Source organism: Caballeronia sp. INML1 (assembly GCF_023631085.1).
Lineage (GTDB): Bacteria > Pseudomonadota > Gammaproteobacteria > Burkholderiales > Burkholderiaceae > Caballeronia > Caballeronia turbans.
The window spans coordinates 574905-594493 of sequence record NZ_JALQDT010000051.1 but is presented as its reverse complement, the minus strand read 5'-3'; the positions used below and the strand labels follow the sequence as shown (position 1 = coordinate 594493).

14 protein-coding genes are annotated in these 19589 nt (G+C 64.1%); 7 read left to right on the top strand and 7 right to left on the bottom strand.

Annotated features, from left to right (window positions below; translation table 11 throughout):
• Both NCR38_RS18895 and NCR38_RS18890 read right to left on the bottom strand, forming a co-directional pair.
• Positions 1-1737, bottom strand: a complete 1737-nt coding sequence (locus NCR38_RS18895) for a fumarate reductase/succinate dehydrogenase flavoprotein subunit (protein WP_250477466.1) — start codon at positions 1735-1737, stop codon at positions 1-3.
• Positions 1738-1805: 68 nt separating this feature from the next.
• Positions 1806-2612, bottom strand: coding sequence for a GntR family transcriptional regulator (locus NCR38_RS18890; RefSeq protein ID WP_061118005.1), 807 nt, complete (start codon positions 2610-2612; stop codon positions 1806-1808).
• A 157-nt stretch (positions 2613-2769) separates the two neighbouring features.
• Here NCR38_RS18890 and NCR38_RS18885 point away from each other — a divergent pair, with 157 nt between their 5' ends.
• On the top strand, positions 2770-3396 hold the full coding sequence (locus tag NCR38_RS18885) for an alpha/beta hydrolase (protein ID WP_061118006.1): 627 nt from the start codon (positions 2770-2772) through the stop codon (positions 3394-3396).
• Between the two features lie 92 nt (positions 3397-3488).
• Complete coding sequence (locus NCR38_RS18880; protein ID WP_061118007.1) at positions 3489-4490, top strand: sulfate ABC transporter substrate-binding protein; 1002 nt, start codon at positions 3489-3491, stop codon at positions 4488-4490.
• 250 nt (positions 4491-4740) lie between these two features.
• Here the strand turns inward: NCR38_RS18880 and NCR38_RS18875 are convergent, their stop codons facing one another.
• The 3 genes from NCR38_RS18875 to NCR38_RS18865 are packed head-to-tail and all read right to left on the bottom strand — an operon-like array spanning position 4741 to position 10444.
• Complete coding sequence (locus NCR38_RS18875; protein WP_061118008.1) at positions 4741-6207, bottom strand: efflux transporter outer membrane subunit; 1467 nt, start codon at positions 6205-6207, stop codon at positions 4741-4743.
• Entirely contained in the window at positions 6204-9326 is a 3123-nt protein-coding gene (locus NCR38_RS18870) for an efflux RND transporter permease subunit (RefSeq protein WP_250477465.1), read from the bottom strand. The genes NCR38_RS18875 and NCR38_RS18870 overlap by 4 nt, the downstream gene beginning before the upstream one ends.
• Complete coding sequence (locus NCR38_RS18865) at positions 9323-10444, bottom strand: efflux RND transporter periplasmic adaptor subunit (protein WP_061118010.1); 1122 nt, start codon at positions 10442-10444, stop codon at positions 9323-9325. The genes NCR38_RS18870 and NCR38_RS18865 overlap by 4 nt, the downstream gene beginning before the upstream one ends.
• Positions 10445-10704: 260 nt before the next feature.
• Between NCR38_RS18865 and NCR38_RS18860 the strand changes: the two genes are divergently transcribed.
• The 4 genes from NCR38_RS18860 to NCR38_RS18845 all read left to right on the top strand — a co-directional run bounded on the left by NCR38_RS18860 (position 10705) and on the right by NCR38_RS18845 (position 15792).
• Positions 10705-11328 carry a TetR/AcrR family transcriptional regulator gene (locus NCR38_RS18860; RefSeq protein WP_061118011.1) on the top strand — a complete coding sequence of 208 codons (624 nt, stop codon included), beginning with the start codon at positions 10705-10707 and terminating at the stop codon, positions 11326-11328.
• Between the two features lie 240 nt (positions 11329-11568).
• Entirely contained in the window at positions 11569-13860 is a 2292-nt protein-coding gene (locus NCR38_RS18855; protein ID WP_409241432.1) for a mechanosensitive ion channel family protein, read from the top strand.
• Between the two features lie 191 nt (positions 13861-14051).
• Entirely contained in the window at positions 14052-14498 is a 447-nt protein-coding gene (locus tag NCR38_RS18850) for a hypothetical protein (RefSeq protein ID WP_250477464.1), read from the top strand.
• Between the two features lie 115 nt (positions 14499-14613).
• Positions 14614-15792 carry a porin gene (locus NCR38_RS18845; RefSeq protein ID WP_061118013.1) on the top strand — a complete coding sequence of 393 codons (1179 nt, stop codon included), beginning with the start codon at positions 14614-14616 and terminating at the stop codon, positions 15790-15792.
• A 21-nt stretch (positions 15793-15813) separates the two neighbouring features.
• On the opposite strand, the gene NCR38_RS18840 is transcribed toward NCR38_RS18845, so the two are convergent.
• A complete protein-coding gene (locus NCR38_RS18840) occupies positions 15814-16509 on the bottom strand; it encodes a hypothetical protein (RefSeq protein WP_061118014.1) in 696 nt (231 codons plus the stop codon).
• Between the two features lie 168 nt (positions 16510-16677).
• Between NCR38_RS18840 and NCR38_RS18835 the strand changes: the two genes are divergently transcribed.
• A complete protein-coding gene (locus tag NCR38_RS18835) occupies positions 16678-18255 on the top strand; it encodes an MFS transporter (protein ID WP_061118015.1) in 1578 nt (525 codons plus the stop codon).
• 63 nt (positions 18256-18318) lie between these two features.
• Here NCR38_RS18835 and NCR38_RS18830 read toward each other — a convergent pair whose 3' ends face one another.
• Complete coding sequence (locus NCR38_RS18830; protein WP_250477463.1) at positions 18319-19242, bottom strand: sterol desaturase family protein; 924 nt, start codon at positions 19240-19242, stop codon at positions 18319-18321.
• Positions 19243-19589 lie beyond the last annotated feature (347 nt).

The following is a 19589-nucleotide window of genomic DNA, read 5'->3' as shown; positions in this document are numbered from 1 at the left end:
CTATGCAGCGACGGGCTGCGACGCGCGAGCCACACGCAAACGCGAATACGCGCCGCGCTCGGACTCGTCGACGGGAACCACATACGGTTCCACGGGTTTCTTGAACGAGATCATGCGCCCGGCTGCATCCTTCTTCAGATGCGCATGGCAGAACCATTCGTCATCGTTGCGCTCGGGATAATCGACGCGATGGTGATAAAGACCCCAGCGGCTCTCGGTGCGAAAGAGCGATGCACGCGCGGCCATTTCGGCGCAATCGAGAATCGCGGCGACTTCGGCGGCGCGCATCAGTTCATGCGCATCGGCGGCGGCGAGACGATCGACGTCCTCGCGGATTTCGGCGAAACGCTGCAGGCCTATTTCCATGCGCCGCGTGACCTTCGGCGGCTGCAGATAGTCATTGACGAAGCGGCGCAGCTTGTATTCGACCTGCCCGGGCGGCAGGCCGTGTGCGCGCGACAGCGGCGCGAAGATGCGAACACGTTCGCGCTCGATCTGCGATGCATCGAGCGCGGGCAATGCGCGGCCCGCGACATGCGAGGCCGCGTCGACACCTGCGAACCAGCCGTAGGTGAACGCGCCGAGCATGTAGTTATGCGGCACGGCGGCCATGTCGCCCGCGGCGTAAAGCCCTTGCACGGATGTGCGCGCGTGTTCGTCGACCCATACGCCCGATGCGCTGTGTCCGCTGCAAAGGCCGATCTCGGAGATATGCATCTCGATCATGCGCGTGCGATAGTCGTTGCCGCGTCGCGCGTGAAAGCGTCCGCGGCTCGGCCGCTCGTTGGTGTGCAGGATCGTCTCGATCGTCTGAATCGTTTCCTCCGCGAGATGATCGAGCTTCAGGAACACCGGGCCGTTGCCGCTCTGGAGTTCCTGATAGAACTCCCACATCATTTGCCCGCTCCAGTAATCGCATTCGATGAAGCGCTCGCCCTTGCCGTTCGCCGTATAGCCGCCGAGCGGGCCCGTCACATACGCGCACGCCGGACCGTTGTAGTCCTTGATGAGCGGATTGATCTGGAAGCATTCGAGGTTCGAGAGTTCCGCGCCCGCGTGATAGGCCATCGCGTAGCCGTCGCCGGCATTGGTCGGATTCTCGTAGGTGCCCATCAGATAGCCCGATGCGGGCAAGCCCAGTCGCCCGGCCGCGCCGCAGCAGAGAATCACGGCTTTCGCGCGAATCACGTAGAAATCGGCGCTGCGGCAATCGAAACCCATCACGCCCGCGATCTCGCCGTTGGGGCTATTCAGCAAGCGCGTTGCGACGATGCGATTCGTGATGTCCACACGCGCGCGTTTCAACTGCCGGTAGAGCACCTTCTTGACATCGTGGCCTTCGGGCATCGGCAGCACGTAGGCGCCCATGTGATGCACCTTGCGCACCGCATAGTCGCCGGTGTGATCCTTCTCGAACTTCACACCCCAGCGGTCGAGTTCCTCGATCGTCGTGAAGCTGTGGCGTGCATAGGCGTAGATCGTGGCCTGATTGACGATGCCGTCGTTCGCCACGGTGATTTCCTTCGTGTACTGCTCGGGCGTCGCGTGGCCGGGAATGACGGCGTTGTTCAGGCCGTCCATGCCCATCGAGATCGCGCCGCTGCGCTTCACGTGCGCCTTGTCGATGAGCAGCACGCGCAGGCTCGGGTCGTGCTGCTTCGCCTTGATGGCGGCCATCGGGCCGGCCGTGCCGCCCCCAACGACGACGATGTCGTATTCGAGTTCGTGAGTCTGCATGATCTGGAATCTCTACTTGTTATGACAAGTCAGGATCAGATTCTAGGAGCACGCGAACCGCGTGGGAATCAATTGTTTTTGCTTTGCTTCTGCCTGCTTCGAATAACGCGCGGCGCGCCGGCGGCCGCTCGTTCGCGATCGATGCGCAGCCGGTACTGAAATGTATCGCCGCGAAAATAGAGGTACTCGAAGTCGATGGGTTTGCCCTCTGCATCGTGCGTGAGACGCTCGATGCGCAGGAGCGGCGCGCCTTTCTTGACATCGAGCGCATCGGCGATATCGGGTGCGGCTGCGATGGCGTCTATTGCGAGTTGCGCGTGACCGAGCGGCACGGCACAGTCGTTTTCCAGCATCAGGAAGATATCGCGTGTCGCCAGCTCCGCGCGTTTCAGGCGTTTCCCGATGGCTTCGGGCAGAAACGTCACTTCGTACGAAACCGGCGAGCGATTGAGCAGACGCACACGATGAATCTCGGCAACGCTGCTGCCTTCAGCGAGACCGAGCCGCGCCGCGACTTCCGCGGGCGCGGGCACGAAACGCAGTTGCACGACGCGGTTGATGATCTCGTGTCCGCTCTCCGACATCGCCTCGGCGAAACCCTGCAACGATGTCACGTTTTGGAACGTCTTCGGCTGCGACACGAACGAACCTTTGCCGTGCACCTTGAAGATCAGCCCTTCCTTTTGCAGGTCGCCTAGCGCCTGCCGGATCGTGATGCGGCTGACGTCGAACATCGCCATCAGCTCGCTTTCCGAAGGCATGCGGCTCATCGGTTCATAGCGGCCATCGAGAATGCCGGTGCGCAACACGTCCTTGATTTGCGTGTAGAGCGGAACGTGTGAATCGGGCGAAATGGACGGGCGACGAGTGGACATGAGAATGGAAGGGCAAGAGGCGGTCGCGGCGAGTTGCGATTATAGCGGCGCGCCCCCGACGTCATCGCCATAAACAAATGACGAAATATTGGTTAGCCGCACCCTTGCGCTGCCCGAGAATGGAGTCTGGCTAGTTCGAGGCGAGCGAGGACCGAAGATGAATGAGCGCAACGCGCGGGACGCAGGAACGTCAGGTTTTTCGTCGTTGCCGCCGGTGACGCTCGTGATCGTGCCGGGACTGCACGGCAGCGAGGACGCGCACTGGCAGAGCTGGCTCGAGCGCGAGACGCCCGGCGCGCGGCGGGTCGAGCAGCGCGACTGGAGTACGCCGAATCTCGCCATCTGGAGCGACGCCGTTCGCGACGTGCTCGCGAGCATCGACGGTCCTGTCGTCATCGCGGCGCATAGCTTCGGGTGTCTCGCGACGGCGCATGCGCTGTCCCACGCAGGCGCGTTCGATGCGCATGCCGCGAACGTGAAGGGCGTGCTGTTCGTTGCGCCCGCGAGCCCCGCGAAGTTCCGTTTCGCGGGCGCGTTCACCGCGCGCCGCCTCGATACGCTTTCGCTCGTCGTCGGCAGCGAGACCGATCCGTGGATGCCGCTCGACGACGCGCGCACGCTCGCGCAGCGCTGGAACAGCGCGTTCGTGAATCTCGGCGACGCGGGGCATATCAATACATCGGCGGGATTCGGACCGTGGCCGCTCGCGAAGCATTTCGTCGAAACGCTCGCGCGCCGTGCCGCGCCCGAATTCGAAGAAGAGGAAGCGCGCGCCTACGGCTGATACCGCAGCGCAAGGATGTGTGTAGGATGCATGGCCGCCTTCGGGCGGCCTTTGTTCGTTGGTGTGATTCGAACCCTGTCTCTGGAGAAAAAATGGCGGTCTATAACAAGCTGGTCATCACCGTTGCACTCGGCATCGCGGCGAGCATCGCGCAGGCGGACACGACGCTGCTCAACGTGTCCTACGACGTGACGCGCGAGCTGTACAAGGACATCGACGCGGCCTTCGTCGCGGACTACAAGAAGAAGACGGGCGAGACGGTATCGGTGCGGCAGTCGCATGGCGCATCGAGCGCGCAGGCGTTGTCGGTGACGCAGGGATTGCAGGCCGACGTCGTCACGATGAACCAGCCCAACGACATCGACCTGCTCGCCGAGCGCGGGCAACTCGTGCCCGCCAACTGGCGCAGCCGCCTGCCCGATGCCAGCGCGCCTTACACGACGACGATGGTCTTTCTGGTGCGCAAGGGCAATCCGAAGAACATCAAGGACTGGAGCGATCTCGCGCGGCCCGGCGTGCAGGCGGTGATCGCCAATCCGAAGACATCGGGCAACGGGCGATACGCGTATCTCGCGGCGTGGGGCTACAAGAAGCAGCAGGGCGCAACGGACGCGCAGGCGCAGGACTTCGAGAAGGCCGTCTTCAGGAACGTGCCCGTGCTCGATACGGGCGGGCGCGGCGCGACGACGACCTTCACGCAGCGCGGCATCGGCGATGTGCTCGTCACCTTCGAGAACGAAGTCGGTCTGATGAGCGCGGGGCCGGGCGCGAAGGACTTCGAGGCCGTGTATCCGTCGGTGAGTCTGCTCGCGGAGCCGCCGGTATCGATCGTCGACAAGGTGGTGGACAAGCGCGGCACGCGCAAGGAAGCCCAGGCGTATCTCGACTTCCTGTTCACGCCCGCGGGGCAGGAGATCATCGCGCAGCATCATCTGCGGCCGCGTAACGCGGACGTGCTCGCCAGGCATGCGGCCGAGTTCAGGCCGATGAAGACCTTCACCGTCGAGCAGATGTTCGGAAGCTGGCAAAAGGCGCAGCAGACGCATTTCGCCGATGGCGGGACGTTCGATCAGGTGGTGGCGGAGAAGAACTGACGCGGGTTATGCGCACGGCTTCGGTCTCGTCATGGCGGGCCTTGCGGCATTTACCGCAGCCGTGCTGATCGCCCAATGCCGGGCATCGAAACAAATCCTTGCGGATGGTCGCCGCCGCAGCCATTGGGCGAGCATGACGTGAATGATGATGTACAGACCGACCGGGACGAGCAGCGTTGCCCACGGCACCGTGACCGACGAGCGCCCTTTCGATATCGCGGTGACAAAACCCAGGCGCGATGGCCGAGCTCTACTCGCGCGTCGCGTTATCGGCACGCGCGACGCTCGCACCCGGCGCAACGGACGAGCCCATCGCCTGAAAGAGCGCGGCGGTGTCGCTCAGGCGCGCGCTGCTCGCGCGGATCGTCGAGAGGCGCGCGTCGAGATACTGCTGCTCGCTGCCGCGTGCGGCGCGCGGCGGGATTGCGCCCAGCCGCACACGCGCCGCCGCATCCGCCGATGCATCGCGCGCCGCGTTGCTCGCGCTGTCGGCGAAGGCGAGCGCTTCGCTGTCGGTTTCGAGCGACGCCAGCGTGTTCGCGACGTTTTGAAACGCCGAGAGCACGGTCTGCTTGTATTGCGCGACGGCAGCGTCATACGTGGCGATGGCCGCGCGGCGTTGCGCGAGCAGCGCGCCGCCATGAAAAATCGGCTGCGACAGCGATGCGCCCACGCTCCACAACGCGCCCGCGCCTGACAGCGCGGTCGGCCAGTCGAAGCCGCCTTTGCCCATCGACGCGGATATCGAGAGGCTCGGATACATCTGCGCGGTCGCGACGCCGACTTGCGCGGCGGCGGCCTTCACTGCGGCATCGGCGGCCTGGATGTCGGGGCGTGTCTGCAACAGCGTAGATGGCAGCACGACCGGCACATCGGACGGCACGGCGAGGCTCGCGAGATCGAGATCGCCGGGCGCCTGATCGGGCGTGCGTCCAAGCAGCACCGCGAGCGCGTGGCGCGTCGCGAGCCATTGCGCGCGCAAGCCCGGCAATTGCGATGCGAGCGACGCAGCGTTCTGCTGCGCATTGAGCATCTCGGCACGCGACGCGGAACCGAGCGCATAGCGGCGCTGCGCATCATGCGCATCGTCGTTGGCGAGCGCGACGAGGCGTTCGGTCACGTCGATCTGCGCATGCAACGCCGCCGCGCCGATCGCGCCCGTCACGATGTTGGCCGCAAGCGCGCGACGTGCGGCGTCGAGCTGAAAGGCCTGTTGATCGACCTGCGCGGCAAGCGCCGCATTCGCAAAACGCGCTGCGCCGAAGAGATCGAACGTGTATTGCGCCTGAATCTGCCCGACGAAGAGGTTGTAGAGCACGGTCGGCGGGCCGGCTTCGGGAATGCCGAAGCCGCGTTGCCGCGTCGCTTGCGCGCCCGCGTCGATCTGCGGCAACAGCGACGAACCTACTTGCGCACGCAACTGTTCGCGCGCGGCGACGAGGCTCTTGTCGGCCGCCGCGAGATTCGGGCTCGCGCGCAAACCTTCATCGACGAGCGCATTCAACGCATCCGATCGATACAGCTTCCACCATGCGGGCACGGGCGGCGCGCCCGCGACGAAGCGCTGAGACGCGCCTTCGGCCGTGACGCTCGCTTGCGCTTGCGGCTGCGCGCCGTAATGCGCGGGTTGCGGCATCGCGGGCGGCTTGCCATCGGGTCTTAACGCGCATGCGCCGAGCGCGATGCACGCCGCAGTCATCACAAGCCGGCGATTCATGTCGATGCTCCTTCGCGTTCGTCGAGCTTCACGCGAAACCACGCGGCGTAGAGCGCGGGCAGATAGAAGAGGGTGAGCACGGTCGCGCTCGTGATGCCGCCCATCAGCGCGGTCGCCATCGGGCCGAAGAAGTTGCTGCGCAGAAGCGGAATCAGCGCGAGCACGGCGGCCGCGGCCGTCAGCGTGATGGGCCGGAAACGTCGCACCGTCGCGCCGATGATCGCATCGAAACGCTTGTGTCCGGACGCGATGTCCTGCTCGATCTGATCGACGAGAATCACCGAGTTGCGCATGATGATGCCGAACATCGCGATCACGCCGAGCATCGCGACGAAGCCGAACGGCTTGCCGAATGCGAGCAGCGTCACCACGACGCCGATCAGTCCGAGCGGCGCGGTGAGCACGACCATCATCACGCGCGAGAAGCTCTGCAACTGGATCATCAGAAGCGTCAGCACGACGATCACCATCACCGGAATCTGCGCGTTGATCGAAGCCTGGCCCTTGCCGCTTTCCTCGACCGAGCCGCCCACTTCGACGCGATAACCGACCGGCAGCGCGCGGCGCATCGCGTCGAGCTTCGTGTCGATGGCGTGCGTCACGTCGATGCCCTGCGCATCGCCCTTCACGTCCGATTGCACGGTGATGGTCGGCTGGCGGTCGCGTTCCCAGATCACGCCGTATTCGAGCGTATCGACGACGCGTCCCAGCGCGCCGAGCGGCACCGGCCCGTGCGGCGTCGGCATCGCGAGCGTGGCGAGCCGCGCGGGATCGACGCGCTCGGCACGCGGCGCACGCAAATCGACGCTGATGAGCTTGTCGCGCTCGCGATACTGCGTGACCGTGGTGCCGGTCAGCGTCATGGCGAGAAAGCTCGCGACGTCCTGCGACGAGATGCCCGCATCGCGCGCCTTCTGCTGATCGATCTCGAAGCGCACCGAACGCTCCGAAGGCTCGTCCCAGTCGAACTGCACGTTGGCCGTGCGCGCATCGGCGCGCATGTCGGCGGCAACCTGTTCGGCGATGTGACGCACGGTGCCGATATCGTCGCCGCTCACGCGAAACTGCACCGGATAGCCGACGGGCGGACCGTTCTCCAGCCGCGACAAACGCGTGCGCACGGCAGGGAAGCGCTCACGCAACATCGGATTGAGCCAGCGCGCGAGCGCCTCGCGCGCCTGCACCGACTTCGCGGTGACGACGAACTGCGCGAAGTTCGGCGTCGGCAATTGCTGATCGAGCGGCAGATAGAATCGCGGCGCGCCGGTGCCGACGAAGCTCACGACATGGTCGATTTCTTCGCGTCCCTTCAACGCTTCTTCGAGCCGCTTCGCTTCGCGCAAGGTCGCTTCGAACGATGCGCCTTCCTGCAATCTGACGTCGATCAGCAGTTCGGGACGGTCCGAGCTCGGGAAAAACTGTTGAGGCACGATCGTGAAGCCGGCCATCGCGATGACGAAGAGCACGACCGTGATCGCGAGCACGATGAAACGCCGCTTCACGCACCAGCCGACCCAGCCTCGCAGGCGTCCGTAGAACTTCGTGTCGTAGATATCGTGTTCGTGGTCGTCCGGCAAATGCGCTTCCTTCTTCCGTTCGGGCAGGAGCTTGTAGCCGAGCAACGGAATCAGCACGACTGCCGCGAGCCACGAAGCGATCAGCGCGATTGCCGACACTTCGAAGATCGAACGCGTGTATTCGCCGGTGCTCGATTTCGCAAGCGCGATCGGCAGGAAGCCCGCGACGGTGACGAGCGTGCCGGTCAGCATCGGGAACGCGGTGCTCGTGTAGGCGAACGCGGCGGCGCGCGCGCGGCTCCAGCCTTGTTCGAGCTTCACGGCCATCATCTCGACGGCGATGATCGCGTCATCGACGAGAAGACCCAGCGCAAGAATCAGCGTGCCGAGGGAGACCTTGTGCAGGCCGATGTCGAACAGATACATGAAGAGCGCAGTGACGGCGAGCACGATCGGAATCGAGATCACGACCACCATGCCCGTGCGCACGCCGAGCGAAACGAGACTCACGATCAGCACGATGACGACCGCTTCGGCGACGGCTTCGAGAAAGTCGTCGACGGAATGCGAGACCGCGTGCGGCATGCTGGAGACTTCGGTGAGCTTCAGTCCCGCGGGTAGTTGCGCACGCAACTTGATCATCGCTTCGTCGAGCGACTTGCCGAGACGCACGACGTCCTCGCCCGGCTGCATCGTGATGCCGATGCCGAGCACGGGCGTGCCCGCCGAGCGCATCTGGGTGGCGGGCGGATCGATGTAGCCGCGCCTGATCGTCGCGATGTCGCCGAGTCGGAACGAGCGGCCGTTCACGTTGATGAGCGTATCGGCGAGCGCGTCCACGCTTTTGAATTGCCCGCTCGGGCGCACGAACACGCGGTCGTTGGGCGTCGTCAGCACGCCTGCGGCCGAGACGGCGTTCTGCCCGTCGACGGCCTGCGCGATCTGCTGCGGCGAGATGTTCAGGCGCGTGAGCGTCGTGTTGGGAAGCTCGACGTAGATGCGCTCTTCCTGATCGCCGAAGTAATCGATCTTCGCGACGCCCGGCACGCGCAATAGAACCGTGCGCAAGGCATCGGCGTAATCGTGCAGTTGCGCGGGCGAGAAGCCGTCGCCTTCGAGCGCGTAGATGGTGGTGTAGACGTCGCCGAATTCGTCGTTGAAGAACGGGCCTTGCACGCCGGGCGGCAAGGTCGCGGCGATATCGCCCACTTTCTTGCGGATCTGATACCACTCTTCGGGCACGTCCTTCGCGGGCGCGGAATCCTTCATCTGAAAGAAGATGAGCGATTCGCCGGGGCGCGAATAGCTGCGCATGAAATCGGTGTACGGCGTTTCCTGCAGCTTGCGCGCGATGCGGTCCGTCACTTCTTCCTGCACCTGACGCGCGGTCGCGCCCGGCCAGAACGTGCGGATCACCATCACGCGGAAGGTGAAGGGCGGATCTTCCGACTGCGCGAGCCGCGTGTAGGCGAGGATGCCGAAGATTGTCGCCATCGCGATGAGAAACACGACGAGCGCGCGATGTCGCAGCGCCCACGCCGAGAGATTGAAGCGGCCTTCCTCGTGTCGATGCGCGTTGTCGTCTTCGCGAGTGTCGCTCATGACGCGAAGTCCTCGGGATGCAGCGGCGCGACGACGCGCACTTTTTCTCCCGCGGACACCGTATGCACGCCTTGCCACACGATGCGCTCGCCCGCTTCGATGCCGCCCGCGAGCGTCACCGTGCGCTCGCCGTAGCGCGCGACTTCGACGCGCCTCAGTTCGAGCGCATCGCCCGGCTGTTTGACGATCCATACGGCGGGATGGCCGTTGTCGTGGAACAGCGCCGTCGATGGAATGGTGAATGCGCCCTTCGCGCCATTGGACCCGGCGAACGCGATATCCGCGGTCATGCCAAGGCGCACGTCGGGTGTCGGTGCTTCGAGCGTGAGCTTCGCGCGCCAGGTGCGGCTTTGCGTGTCGGCGGCGGGCGAGAGCTCGCGCACGCGCGCCCTGAAGGTTTGCCCGGGCAATGCCGCGAGCCGCACGCTGGCCTCCTTGCCTATGGCGAACGCGCCGAGCGCGGCTTCGGGCACGTCGCAGATCACGTCGATATCGCCGCTCCAGGCAAGCGTGTAGATGGCCTGGCCCGCCGTGACGTTCTGGCCGGTGTCGGCCTGCTCGGCGGTGATGACGCCCGCGTGATCGGCGGCGAGTGTCGCGTAGCGGAGTTGATCGGCGGACAGTCCCGCCTGCTGCTGCGCCTGATTGCGCTGCGCGAGCGCGGAGGCATAGGCGTTCTGCGTCTGTTCGAGCTGCGCGGGCGCGATGAGATGCTCCGCGGCCTGTGCGCGATCGCGATCGAGTTGCTGCTTCGCATAAACGAGCTGATGTTCGGCGGCGTCGAGCTGCGCGCGGGCGCTCGCGTTGTTCTTCTCGACGTCGGCGGGATCGAGCCGGGCGACGACTTGCCCTGCCTTCACGCTGTCGCCGAGGCGCACGCGCCGCTCGAGAATCTTGCCGTTGATGCGAAAGGAAAGCGGCGTCGAATAGCGCGACTGGATCTGTCCGGGCAAGCTGGATGCATTCGCGTGACCGTCCGCTTGCGCCGCGACGGCGACGACCGGGCGCGGCGCGGGTGCGGGCGCTTCATGCCGCTTGCAGGCGAAGAGCATTACACAGACGATAGGAACGAATGCCGCGCGCGCCACGGCCGACGCGGGTGAGTGCAAGAGCTTCACAGGAACCTCGGCGCCCGCAAGGGCATGGTGCCGCGAGCTCGAAACGGCTGCGCGCGGCTCATGGGCGAAGCAAGGGAAAGGGTGATCCGGCGATAATTCAGAGAACCGAGCGGAAGCGGGGCGGTTCAAGACATCGACTTGTAAGCCCCGCCCGGCAAGGGTTTCGAAGACCCGGACGCGAATACGAAGTGAATTCTAATACAGCCATGTATTCGAATGCAAAGACGGATTTGTAAGGCGCGCGATGCTACACTTCGCGCATGAAACCTGTACGTCTCACTCGCGAGCAGAGCCGTGACCAGACGCGCCAGCGTCTGCTCGACGCTGCGCAGACGGTTTTCACGCAGAAAGGATTCGGTGCATCGAGCGTCGAGGATGTGGCTGCCGACGCGGGCTATACGCGCGGCGCGTTCTATTCGAACTTTTCGAGCAAGGCCGAGTTGTTGCTCGAAGTGCTCAAGCGCGATCACGACACCATCATGCAGCGCCTCTCCACGATCTTCGAGGATGGCGAGGCCTCACGCGCCGACATGGAAGCGCGCGTGCTGCAGTACTACAGCGAGTGCTATCAGAACAACGCGTGTTTCCTGCTGTGGGTCGAAGCGAAGCTGCACGCGAGCCGCGACGCCAAATTCCGCGCGAGCTTCAATGCGCTGATGCGCGAGCTGCGGCAGACCACGACCGATTACATCAGGGCATTCTCCGAGCGCGTGGGCACGCCGCTCACGATGCCGCCGGAACAGATGGCGCTCGGCCTCATCGCGCTGTGCGACGGCGTGCAGTTCTTCTATTCCTCCGACCCGCAATCGGTGCCGGCGCAATTCGCCGAGGACGTGCTTGCGCAGTTCTTCCGGCGCGTCGTGTTGAGCGCCGCAGCCGACTAAGACGGCTCGACTTGCTGGCGAGATCGCGATGAACGCGCTTTTTGCCAGCATGCATCGCCCGTGGCACGGATGAGCTCGATACGCTAATCTTTGCGCGAGAGCCGCAGAGGCCGCGCTTGCAGTGTTTCGAGTTCGCTTGCGATCTCGCGGAACGGGGATGACATCCTGGAGGGAATCTCCATGAGCGCATTCGCGCGGCGCGTAAGAGCGGGGCATGTCCTGACTGGCGCTCGAGCATGGATGATCGCGCTCGGAGTCTGCATCGGATGCGCGGCGTGCCCCTCGCCCGCAATGGCCGCGCCGCTGCCTGCCGCGATGCAAAAGTTCATCTCGCCACAGCCGGCCTCCGAAGCGCCGGCTGCCTCTGCGCCTTCACCCGCGAGTCAGGCCGAAATGGTGCGTTCGCTGAACAGCCTCATCGGCACGCTCGACAACGATGCGCAACGCAGCGCATTCGTCGCGCAACTGAAGATGCTGCGTGACGCGACGCAGAAGGCCGCGCCGGCCACGCCCGCACCCGCCAATACCGATCTGCTCGGCGCGATCGCATCGGGCATTGCATCGGTCGAAACGAATCTGAGTGGAGGCCTCACGCCCTTGCGTGCCTGGACGGTCCGTTCGAGCGCCGCTGCAAGCGAGTTGCGGGCCGTCGTCACGGGTGCGCGAGGCGAGAGCTTCGGCAAGATCCTTGCGGCAATGGGCGCGACGCTCGCGGGCTGGGGGCTGTGCGCGTTCGTGCTGATTCGCATTCAGCGGCGCATCTTCGCGCGCTTCGGCAGGAACGTCACGCTTGCGCCGAATCCTACGTCGACGCAACTGCTCGCTTTCGCGTTGCGACAGACCGGGCCGTGGTTCGTCGCATTCCTCGCGGTGCTGATCTTCGGGCACTCGATGCCCGATGCGCTCGGCCGCACGCTCGGGCTCGTCATTGCTTATGCGATCGTCGCGGGCGCCATCTTCTCGGCAATCTGCATGATCGTATTCTCGGTGTTCAGCACGGCGCATCGTCGCGTCGCCGTGCAGCAACTGCTTGCGCGCACAACCTGGCCGCTCTTCGTGATCGGCGCATGCGGCGCGCTCGGCGATGCGACCGCCAACGCCGATGTCATGCGCCAGCTCGGCCCGAATCTCGCGGGCATCGTGTCGACCTTCGCCAGTCTCGCCGCGGCGTTGCTCTCCGGCTATTTCGCGCTCGCTTACAGGCGGCCCGTCACGCATCTGATTCGCAATCGCCCGTATGCACGCAGACGCGATCATCAGTTCGCAACCGAAGCGCTCGATATCCTCGCGTCGCTGTGGCATATCCCGATACTGCTGATCGCGGTCGCGTCGGTCGTCGCGATCATCGACGGACGCGGTGCCGAAGGCGACGTGCTGCGGCCGTCGCTGCTCAGCGCGGCGCTGCTCGTGCTCACGCTGTTCGCCTCCGCGCTGCTGCTGCATCTGACGCGCCGGCGCGACACGCGTGCGCGCCGCCGCGCGCCGCATCTGACGCGGCTCCTGCACTTTGGGTGCACGCTGGTCGTGCTCCTGATCTGGCTCGCCTACCTGCGTTTCGAACTGGAACTCTGGAGCGGACCGATCGCGCGGCTCATCAAGCACAGCGCGATGACACCCGGTTTCAGACACGCGCTGATCGCGGTCGTTGCGACAGTGTTCGGCGCGTGGTTCATCTGGATCATCATCGACACGGTGATTCTCGAAGCGCTCGGCCCGAATAGCTCGCGCAACAAGGCGCTCAGTCCCGGCGTGCGCGCACGCACCATGCTGCCGCTCGTGCGCAACGCGATCTTCGTGACGGTCGCGAGCCTCGCGGCCATCGTCGCGGCCGCGAGTCTCGGCATCAATCTGACGCCGCTGCTCGCCGGCGCGGGCGTGATCGGTCTCGCGGTCGGCTTCGGCGCGAAGTCGCTCGTCACCGATCTGATCACGGGGCTCTTCATCATCGTCGAGGAGACGATCTCGGTCGGCGACTGGATCGATATCGACGGCGGCCATGCCGGCACCGTGATGGACCTCACGATCCGCACGGTTCGCCTGCGCGACGGGCAAGGCGCGGTTCACACCATTCCGTTCTCGCAGATCAAGATCGTGAAGAACCTGTCGCGCGATTTCGCCAATGCGGTATTCGAGGTCCGCGTACCGTTCTCCGCGAAACTGGACGACATCACGCGCATGATCGCCGAAGTTGGCGCCGATCTGAGCAGCGACTTTCGCTTTCGCAACGAGATACTGGCGCCGGTCGACGTGTGGGGCCTCGATCGTTTCGAGGCGAACTGCATCGTGGTGAAAGGGCAGATCAAGACGCGGCCGCTACAGCAATGGAGCGTGGCGCGTGCGTTCAATGCAAGGCTCAAGCTCAAGATGGATGAAGCAGGCATCGAAATGCTGTTGCCGCAGATGCAGCTTCATGCGTCGCCGGACGCACGCGACGCGCGCACACGCCCCGACGAGCGCGCTCAGGCGCAAGCCCGACATGCAACCGACGGCGCCGTGCAGCCGGAACTCCGTGTGCTCCGGGAATCGCCCTGAATCGGAACGGCCATAGCCATTGCGCGATTTCCGGCTTGTCGGTGCCGTGCGTATGCGCGCAATCGAGGTGACTCATTCCCGAGACACTATTTCTTCAATGACAGTATTGCCATCCAGTACGCCGTCAAATGAATTAAAATGATTTAACAACGCTGGGCTTTCTTACCACCGTAGCGTCTTGCAGGCATTCGATGACACGCCATATCAGTAGATATTGGGTCGCCGGCATCGTGGCTTTTCTAGTCGGCAACTTTGCATCAGCCAGTGAACAAACTCGATTGAACCCTATTCAGCGAGTCGCTGCGGATGTGCTGTTCTTTCCCTATCCGGCCGTCGTCTCGACCGCAGGCGCTCATACTGCCGCCAAGCCTCATCATTCGCGATATGGTTTCAAAGGCACTCAGGACGCGCTGGACGCCGTAACGTTGTCGAAGTACGACAAAAGCGTCCATCCTGATCTGAGTCAACTCGCCCGCGTTTCGCCGCTGCCCTCTTTGCCGACTTCGGTTCCTGTTCCGGTGCGTCCGCGCGACGACACCACGCCTGACGACGACTGGCATTTTTCCGCCAACCCGCAATTGGGTGTGAATCACGAGCACGAAAAGGCCATGACTTTTTCCGTGCGCCGCGATTTCTGAGCGTTCGCATACTTCACTTTCCCGCGCGAAATTTTGAGGTTGCCGGTTGCCGATTCAGTCGCATAAAGTGGGGGAAGCACTGCGTGTTTTCTCGTGATCGATGGAGCCCAGGCAAATGAACAAGTTGCTTATATCCGGCGCGACGACGATGTTCACGCTCGCCGGCGCGGCCCATGCGCAAAGCAGCGTCACGCTCTACGGTCTCATAGACGCGGGCATTACTTATTCGAACAGTCAGATCAACACGACCGGCAGCGGGCACAGCAACTGGGAATTGAAAAGCGGCCCGGTCCAGTACAGCCGATGGGGTTTGCGCGGCGCGGAAGATCTGGGCGCGGGATTGAAAGCCATCTTCAATCTGGAAAGCGGCTTCAACCTTAACAATGGCCAGTACACGTCGAGCAACCGCATCTTCAATCGTCAGGCCTATGTCGGTTTGTCGAGCCGCGATTACGGCGTGCTCACGTTCGGCCGCCAGACCGACGACATGGTGGACTTTGTCGCGCCGCTTTCATTGACGGGCACCGAGTATGGCGGCACGCACTTCGCGCATCCGTTCGATATCGATAATCTCAACGATTCATTTCAGATCAACAACGCCGTGAAGTATCAGAGCCCGGATTTTGCGGGATTCAAACTCGGGGCGTTATATGGATTCTCCAATCAGTCTGGCGGTTTTTCGAACAATCGCGCATACAGCCTCGGCATTTCGTATTTGTGGGGACCGCTCAATTTCGGCGCGGGTTTCCTGCAGCTCAACAGCGACGCCGCGACACCGGGACAACTCAACGCAAACGGCGCCGTCACCGATACGACCGGCTCCTCGCTGATCGGCGCGCTCACGACGACCGCCGTACCGCTGGGCGCGCTGTCGAGCCGCCAGCAGACGTGGGGCGCGGGCGTGAACTATGCGTTCGGCCCGGCGGTGGCGGGCTTCGTCTACACGCAAACCAATCTGACGCAGTTGTTCCAGACCGGTTTGAGCACGCACGTTCAAAACTTCGAAGGCAATTTGCGCTATGCGCTGACCCCGGCGGTCGAACTGTCCGCCGCCTACACGTATTCGCGCGCGGGCGGCCTCGCGGGCGCGGGCAATCCGCACTGGAACCAGGTCAGCGCGATGGCGGGCTATAGCTTCTCGCGACGCACCGATGTCTATGTGCAAGGTGTCTGGCAAGGCGTGAGCGCGAGCAGCAACTCGCCGTTGGGCGTCGCGTGGATCAACGGTCTCACGGCGCCGTCATCCACGAGCAACCAGGTCGAAGCGACGGTCGGCCTGCGCCATCGCTTCTGAGCGCCGGCGCTTTACCGTCGATCAGGCAGCAGGCCGAATGCCTTTGTCAGTCGCGTATGAAGGCGGCATCGACGCGCTTTCGACTGGCGCATCTTGCCGATGCCGATATTTGCGGCCCCATTCTGTCACGGCCAAAGCGCGTTCGTCGGTGCAGAAGTTTTCGAACTCTCGCCACGCCTCATCGTAGTCACCTTCGCGTGCGAGATCGAATTGCTTTCCGCCGGTCGCGCACGAAGCGAGCTTCATGAACCGCTTCAATATCGGCCGGCATGCGTGGCTGATGTAAGGGTCGGCTTCCTCTCTCGGCCACTCGTTCGCCGCAATGAGCATCTGACGCCACGCGAGAACGGTTTCGTGGCAGGCGTTGCATTGCGCGTCGCCCTGAATGAGCGCGCTCGCTTCGAGAACGGCGGTCGCGTGCTCTTCGAATTTCGACAGCTTGATCCAGGCGGCGCGGGCAAGGGAATCCGGTCTGCCGTCGTCGCCGTCGATGAGCGCGCCATCCATGGCCGATGGCGGCTCCAGCTTCATGACAATGCCTTCTTCGCGGAGCATCACGCGCACGCTGAAATCGGCGACGAGCATCGCGAGGCGGCATCGCCAGCGCATGCTCATGTCATGGAGCCACGTTTCATCGGACGTTCGAATCGCGGCGGCGATTTCCTCGCGCGCATCGGCGAGCCATCGGCTTTGCGCGAGTCGGTCTGCTGGTCTCATTGCGTCGTCTCGATGCGAACCGGAAGCGTCCGGCTTAACTCGCGCACCCGAAGTGCGCGTGACCCGGGGCGCCGGGCCGGCATTCGATCGCCTGCCACGTCCCGGGCGTGGACATGCGGACGCAATTGGCCTCTACTTAAGCCTTTCGTCGACGACAAGGAAGCGACATTGCCCAGCCGATATTTCGACAACGAGCAACGCGCACATGCCGTCGCTGCTCAGGCCAGTCCTTGCGATGAGCTCGTCATTCGCGCGCAGCCCGTCGCCGTCGCCGCACCGTGCCGGCGCAAGCGCCTCGCTCTGTCGGCGACGATCCTCGGTTCGAGCATGGCGTTCATCGACGGCTCGGTCGTCAACGTCGCGCTGCCGTCGATCCAGAACGAGCTCGGCGCGAGCATCGCGGCGATGCAATGGGTCGTCAACGCGTATCTGCTGTTTCTGGGTGCGCTCGTGCTGGTCGGCGGCTCGATGGGCGACAAGCTCGGCCGGCGCAAAGTGTTCATCGCGGGCATCGCGCTCTTCACGGTCGCGTCGGCGGCGTGCGGCTTCGCGCCGAATACGAGCTGGCTCATCGCGGCGCGTGCGTGGCAGGGCGTCGGCGCGGCGCTGCTCGTGCCGGGCAGCCTCGCGATCATCGGCGCGGTGTTCGAGGGCGAAGCACGCGCACGCGCGATCGGCACATGGGCGGGCGTCGGCGCGATCACATCGTCGGTCGGGCCGGCGGCAGGCGGCTGGCTCGTCGATGCATTTTCCTGGCGCGCGATCTTCTTCCTCAATCTGCCGCTCGCGGCCGCGACGATCGCGCTGGCAGTCGCCTCCGTGCCCGACAGTCACAACGCCGACGCGCCGCAGACGCTCGACTGGCCGGGCGCCGCGAGCGCGGCAGCGGGACTCGCCGCGCTGACCTACGGTCTCACCGAGGCGCCGTCGCGCGGTTTCGCCGATCCGCTCGTGCTCGGCACGATCGGCGCGGGCGTGGTGCTGCTCGGTGCGTTCGTCGCGATCGAAGCGAAATCCCGCGATCCGATGATCCCGCTCGACATCTTCCGCTCGCGCGATTTCAGCGGCGCCAATCTCGTCACGTTGCTGCTGTATTTCGGACTCGGCGGCGTGCTGTTCTTTCTGCCGTTCACGTTGATCCGCGCGTATGGCTTCAGCGCGACCGAAGCGGGCGCGGCGGTGCTGCCGATGCCGCTCATCATCGGCTTGCTGTCGCGCTTCACGGGAGGGTTGACGAGCCGCTTCGGCGCGCGGGCGTTGCTGATCGCCGGGCCGTGCGTCGCGGGTCTCGGCTTCGGGATGCTCGCGCTGCCGTTCGTCGCGGGCAGCTATTGGGCGGGGTTCCTGCCCGCGCTCGTCGTGCTCGGGCTCGGCATGACGATCACCGTCGCGCCGCTGACGACGACCGTGATGGCGTCGGTGGGCAGCGAACGCGCGGGCATCGCGTCCGGCATCAACAACGCTGTTGCGCGCGTGGCGAGCCTGCTCGCGGTCGCGGTGCTCGGCATCGCGTTCGTGTGGTCGCACGATGCGGCCTTGTCGGCGCGGCTCGATCGCCTGCACTTGCCGCACCAGCGCATGCGCGTGCTCGATGCGGATGAACAGTCCGCCGCGCCTTCGACGCCGCTCGCCCGCGCGCAGGCCGATGCCATCGCCGATGCCCTGCGCGCGGTCGCCGCGCTGTCCGCCGTGTGCGCCTTTGCGGCTGCGGGCGTCGCCGCGGCAACCATCCGTCGCAAGAAATAAAAAAATCCCGATGCCGGCCAGACCGGTCATCGGGATTGGAAAGTACGGCTTTCGATGCGCTTCTTATTGGCCGGCGTGTGCCGGTTGTCGTTCGATCGCCTTCGCGCGCTTTTGCAATTCTTCGGTCGTGTGGCCTTCGCCGTTCGGCAGCCAGCCCGGCGGACGCAGCAGGAAGCCGGCGGCATCCGACACGCTCTTCGCGTTGACCATGTCCTTCGCAAGACTGACCCAGTGCTCCATCTCGACGACGATCGGGTTATGCGAGGTCACCGGCGTCGTCAGACCGTACACACACGGCTCTTCGGCGCGTTCTTCCACGTAGGTGCCGAACAGCCGATCGAAGATGATCAGCACGCCGCCGAAGTTCGCATCGAGATACGTCGCGTTCGATGCGTGGTGCACACGGTGCGACGACGGCGTGTTGAACACATATTCGAGCCAGCCGAGCTTCGGAATCCACGTCGCGTGCAGCCAGAATTGATAGAGCAGGTTGATCGATACGACTGCGAGCACCACATCGGGCTTCACGCCGAACCACACGAGCGGGGTGAAGAAGATGGCCGAGCCCGCGATCTTGGTCAGCCAGCCGAGACGGTACGCGGACGACAGCGTCAACTGGTTCGGCGAGTGATGGACCGCGTGATTTGCCCAGAAGAAGCGGATCGTGTGCGACGCGCGGTGATACCAGTAGTAGCAGAACTCCTGTCCGATGAAGAGCAGAAAGAGCGTCAGCGCCGTATTCGTCGTGACAGTGTGAACGCGATGCTCCCACGCGAAGTTGAACACCGGCGTCGCGAGCGAGATCGGCACGAACGTGAGCAGTTTGCGGCCGATGAGATCGACGAGCGAGATCCACGTCTCGTGCCAGTCGAATGCCTTGTCGGTGCCCTTGTTTTTGAAATGCAGCACGACAGCTTCGATCATCGACGCGGTGAGAACGATGCCCATCGCGTACAGCGAGATTTTTCCAAGCAGTTCCAGTTCCATGATGGTTCGCCTTGGTGGGTGGTTGCGAATGAGCCCATTGTGGCGATCGGCCTGGTTAAAAACCACGCACAAACTATTTCATGGAATGTCACGAGCCGGCCGCAAAGCCTTATGGCGTAAGGGGCGGGCGATTCGCGGGAGTTGTTTCAAGGCATGTCGGCTCGAGACGGGGCTTCCGGACAAGACGCGAGGGCCGCTATAGGAAGTCGGGCCCCGCGCCGCTCGATTCACTCAATCGTGATGTAGGTAAGCAGCTTACGGCAAGCTTGTGCGTGCGGTCAGACGTCGATAGAATGCGAACAATTCCTATTTACGTGGCATCCAGAAAATGATCGCTGTTGCAAAAA

Bases quoted from the DNA above. Each gene is read 5' to 3' on its own strand.
- NCR38_RS18895 (WP_250477466.1), bottom strand. From the start codon at position 1,737: ATGCAGACTCACGAACTCGAATACGACATCGTCGTCGTTGGGGGCGGC.
- NCR38_RS18890 (WP_061118005.1), bottom strand. From the start codon at position 2,612: ATGTCCACTCGTCGCCCGTCCATTTCGCCCGATTCACACGTTCCGCTC.
- NCR38_RS18885 (WP_061118006.1), top strand. From the start codon at position 2,770: ATGAATGAGCGCAACGCGCGGGACGCAGGAACGTCAGGTTTTTCGTCG.
- NCR38_RS18880 (WP_061118007.1), top strand. From the start codon at position 3,489: ATGGCGGTCTATAACAAGCTGGTCATCACCGTTGCACTCGGCATCGCG.
- NCR38_RS18875 (WP_061118008.1), bottom strand. From the start codon at position 6,207: ATGAATCGCCGGCTTGTGATGACTGCGGCGTGCATCGCGCTCGGCGCA.
- NCR38_RS18870 (WP_250477465.1), bottom strand. From the start codon at position 9,326: ATGAGCGACACTCGCGAAGACGACAACGCGCATCGACACGAGGAAGGC.
- NCR38_RS18860 (WP_061118011.1), top strand. From the start codon at position 10,705: ATGAAACCTGTACGTCTCACTCGCGAGCAGAGCCGTGACCAGACGCGC.
- NCR38_RS18855 (WP_409241432.1), top strand. From the start codon at position 11,569: ATGATCGCGCTCGGAGTCTGCATCGGATGCGCGGCGTGCCCCTCGCCC.
- NCR38_RS18850 (WP_250477464.1), top strand. From the start codon at position 14,052: ATGACACGCCATATCAGTAGATATTGGGTCGCCGGCATCGTGGCTTTT.
- NCR38_RS18845 (WP_061118013.1), top strand. From the start codon at position 14,614: ATGAACAAGTTGCTTATATCCGGCGCGACGACGATGTTCACGCTCGCC.
- NCR38_RS18840 (WP_061118014.1), bottom strand. From the start codon at position 16,509: ATGAGACCAGCAGACCGACTCGCGCAAAGCCGATGGCTCGCCGATGCG.
- NCR38_RS18830 (WP_250477463.1), bottom strand. From the start codon at position 19,242: ATGGAACTGGAACTGCTTGGAAAAATCTCGCTGTACGCGATGGGCATC.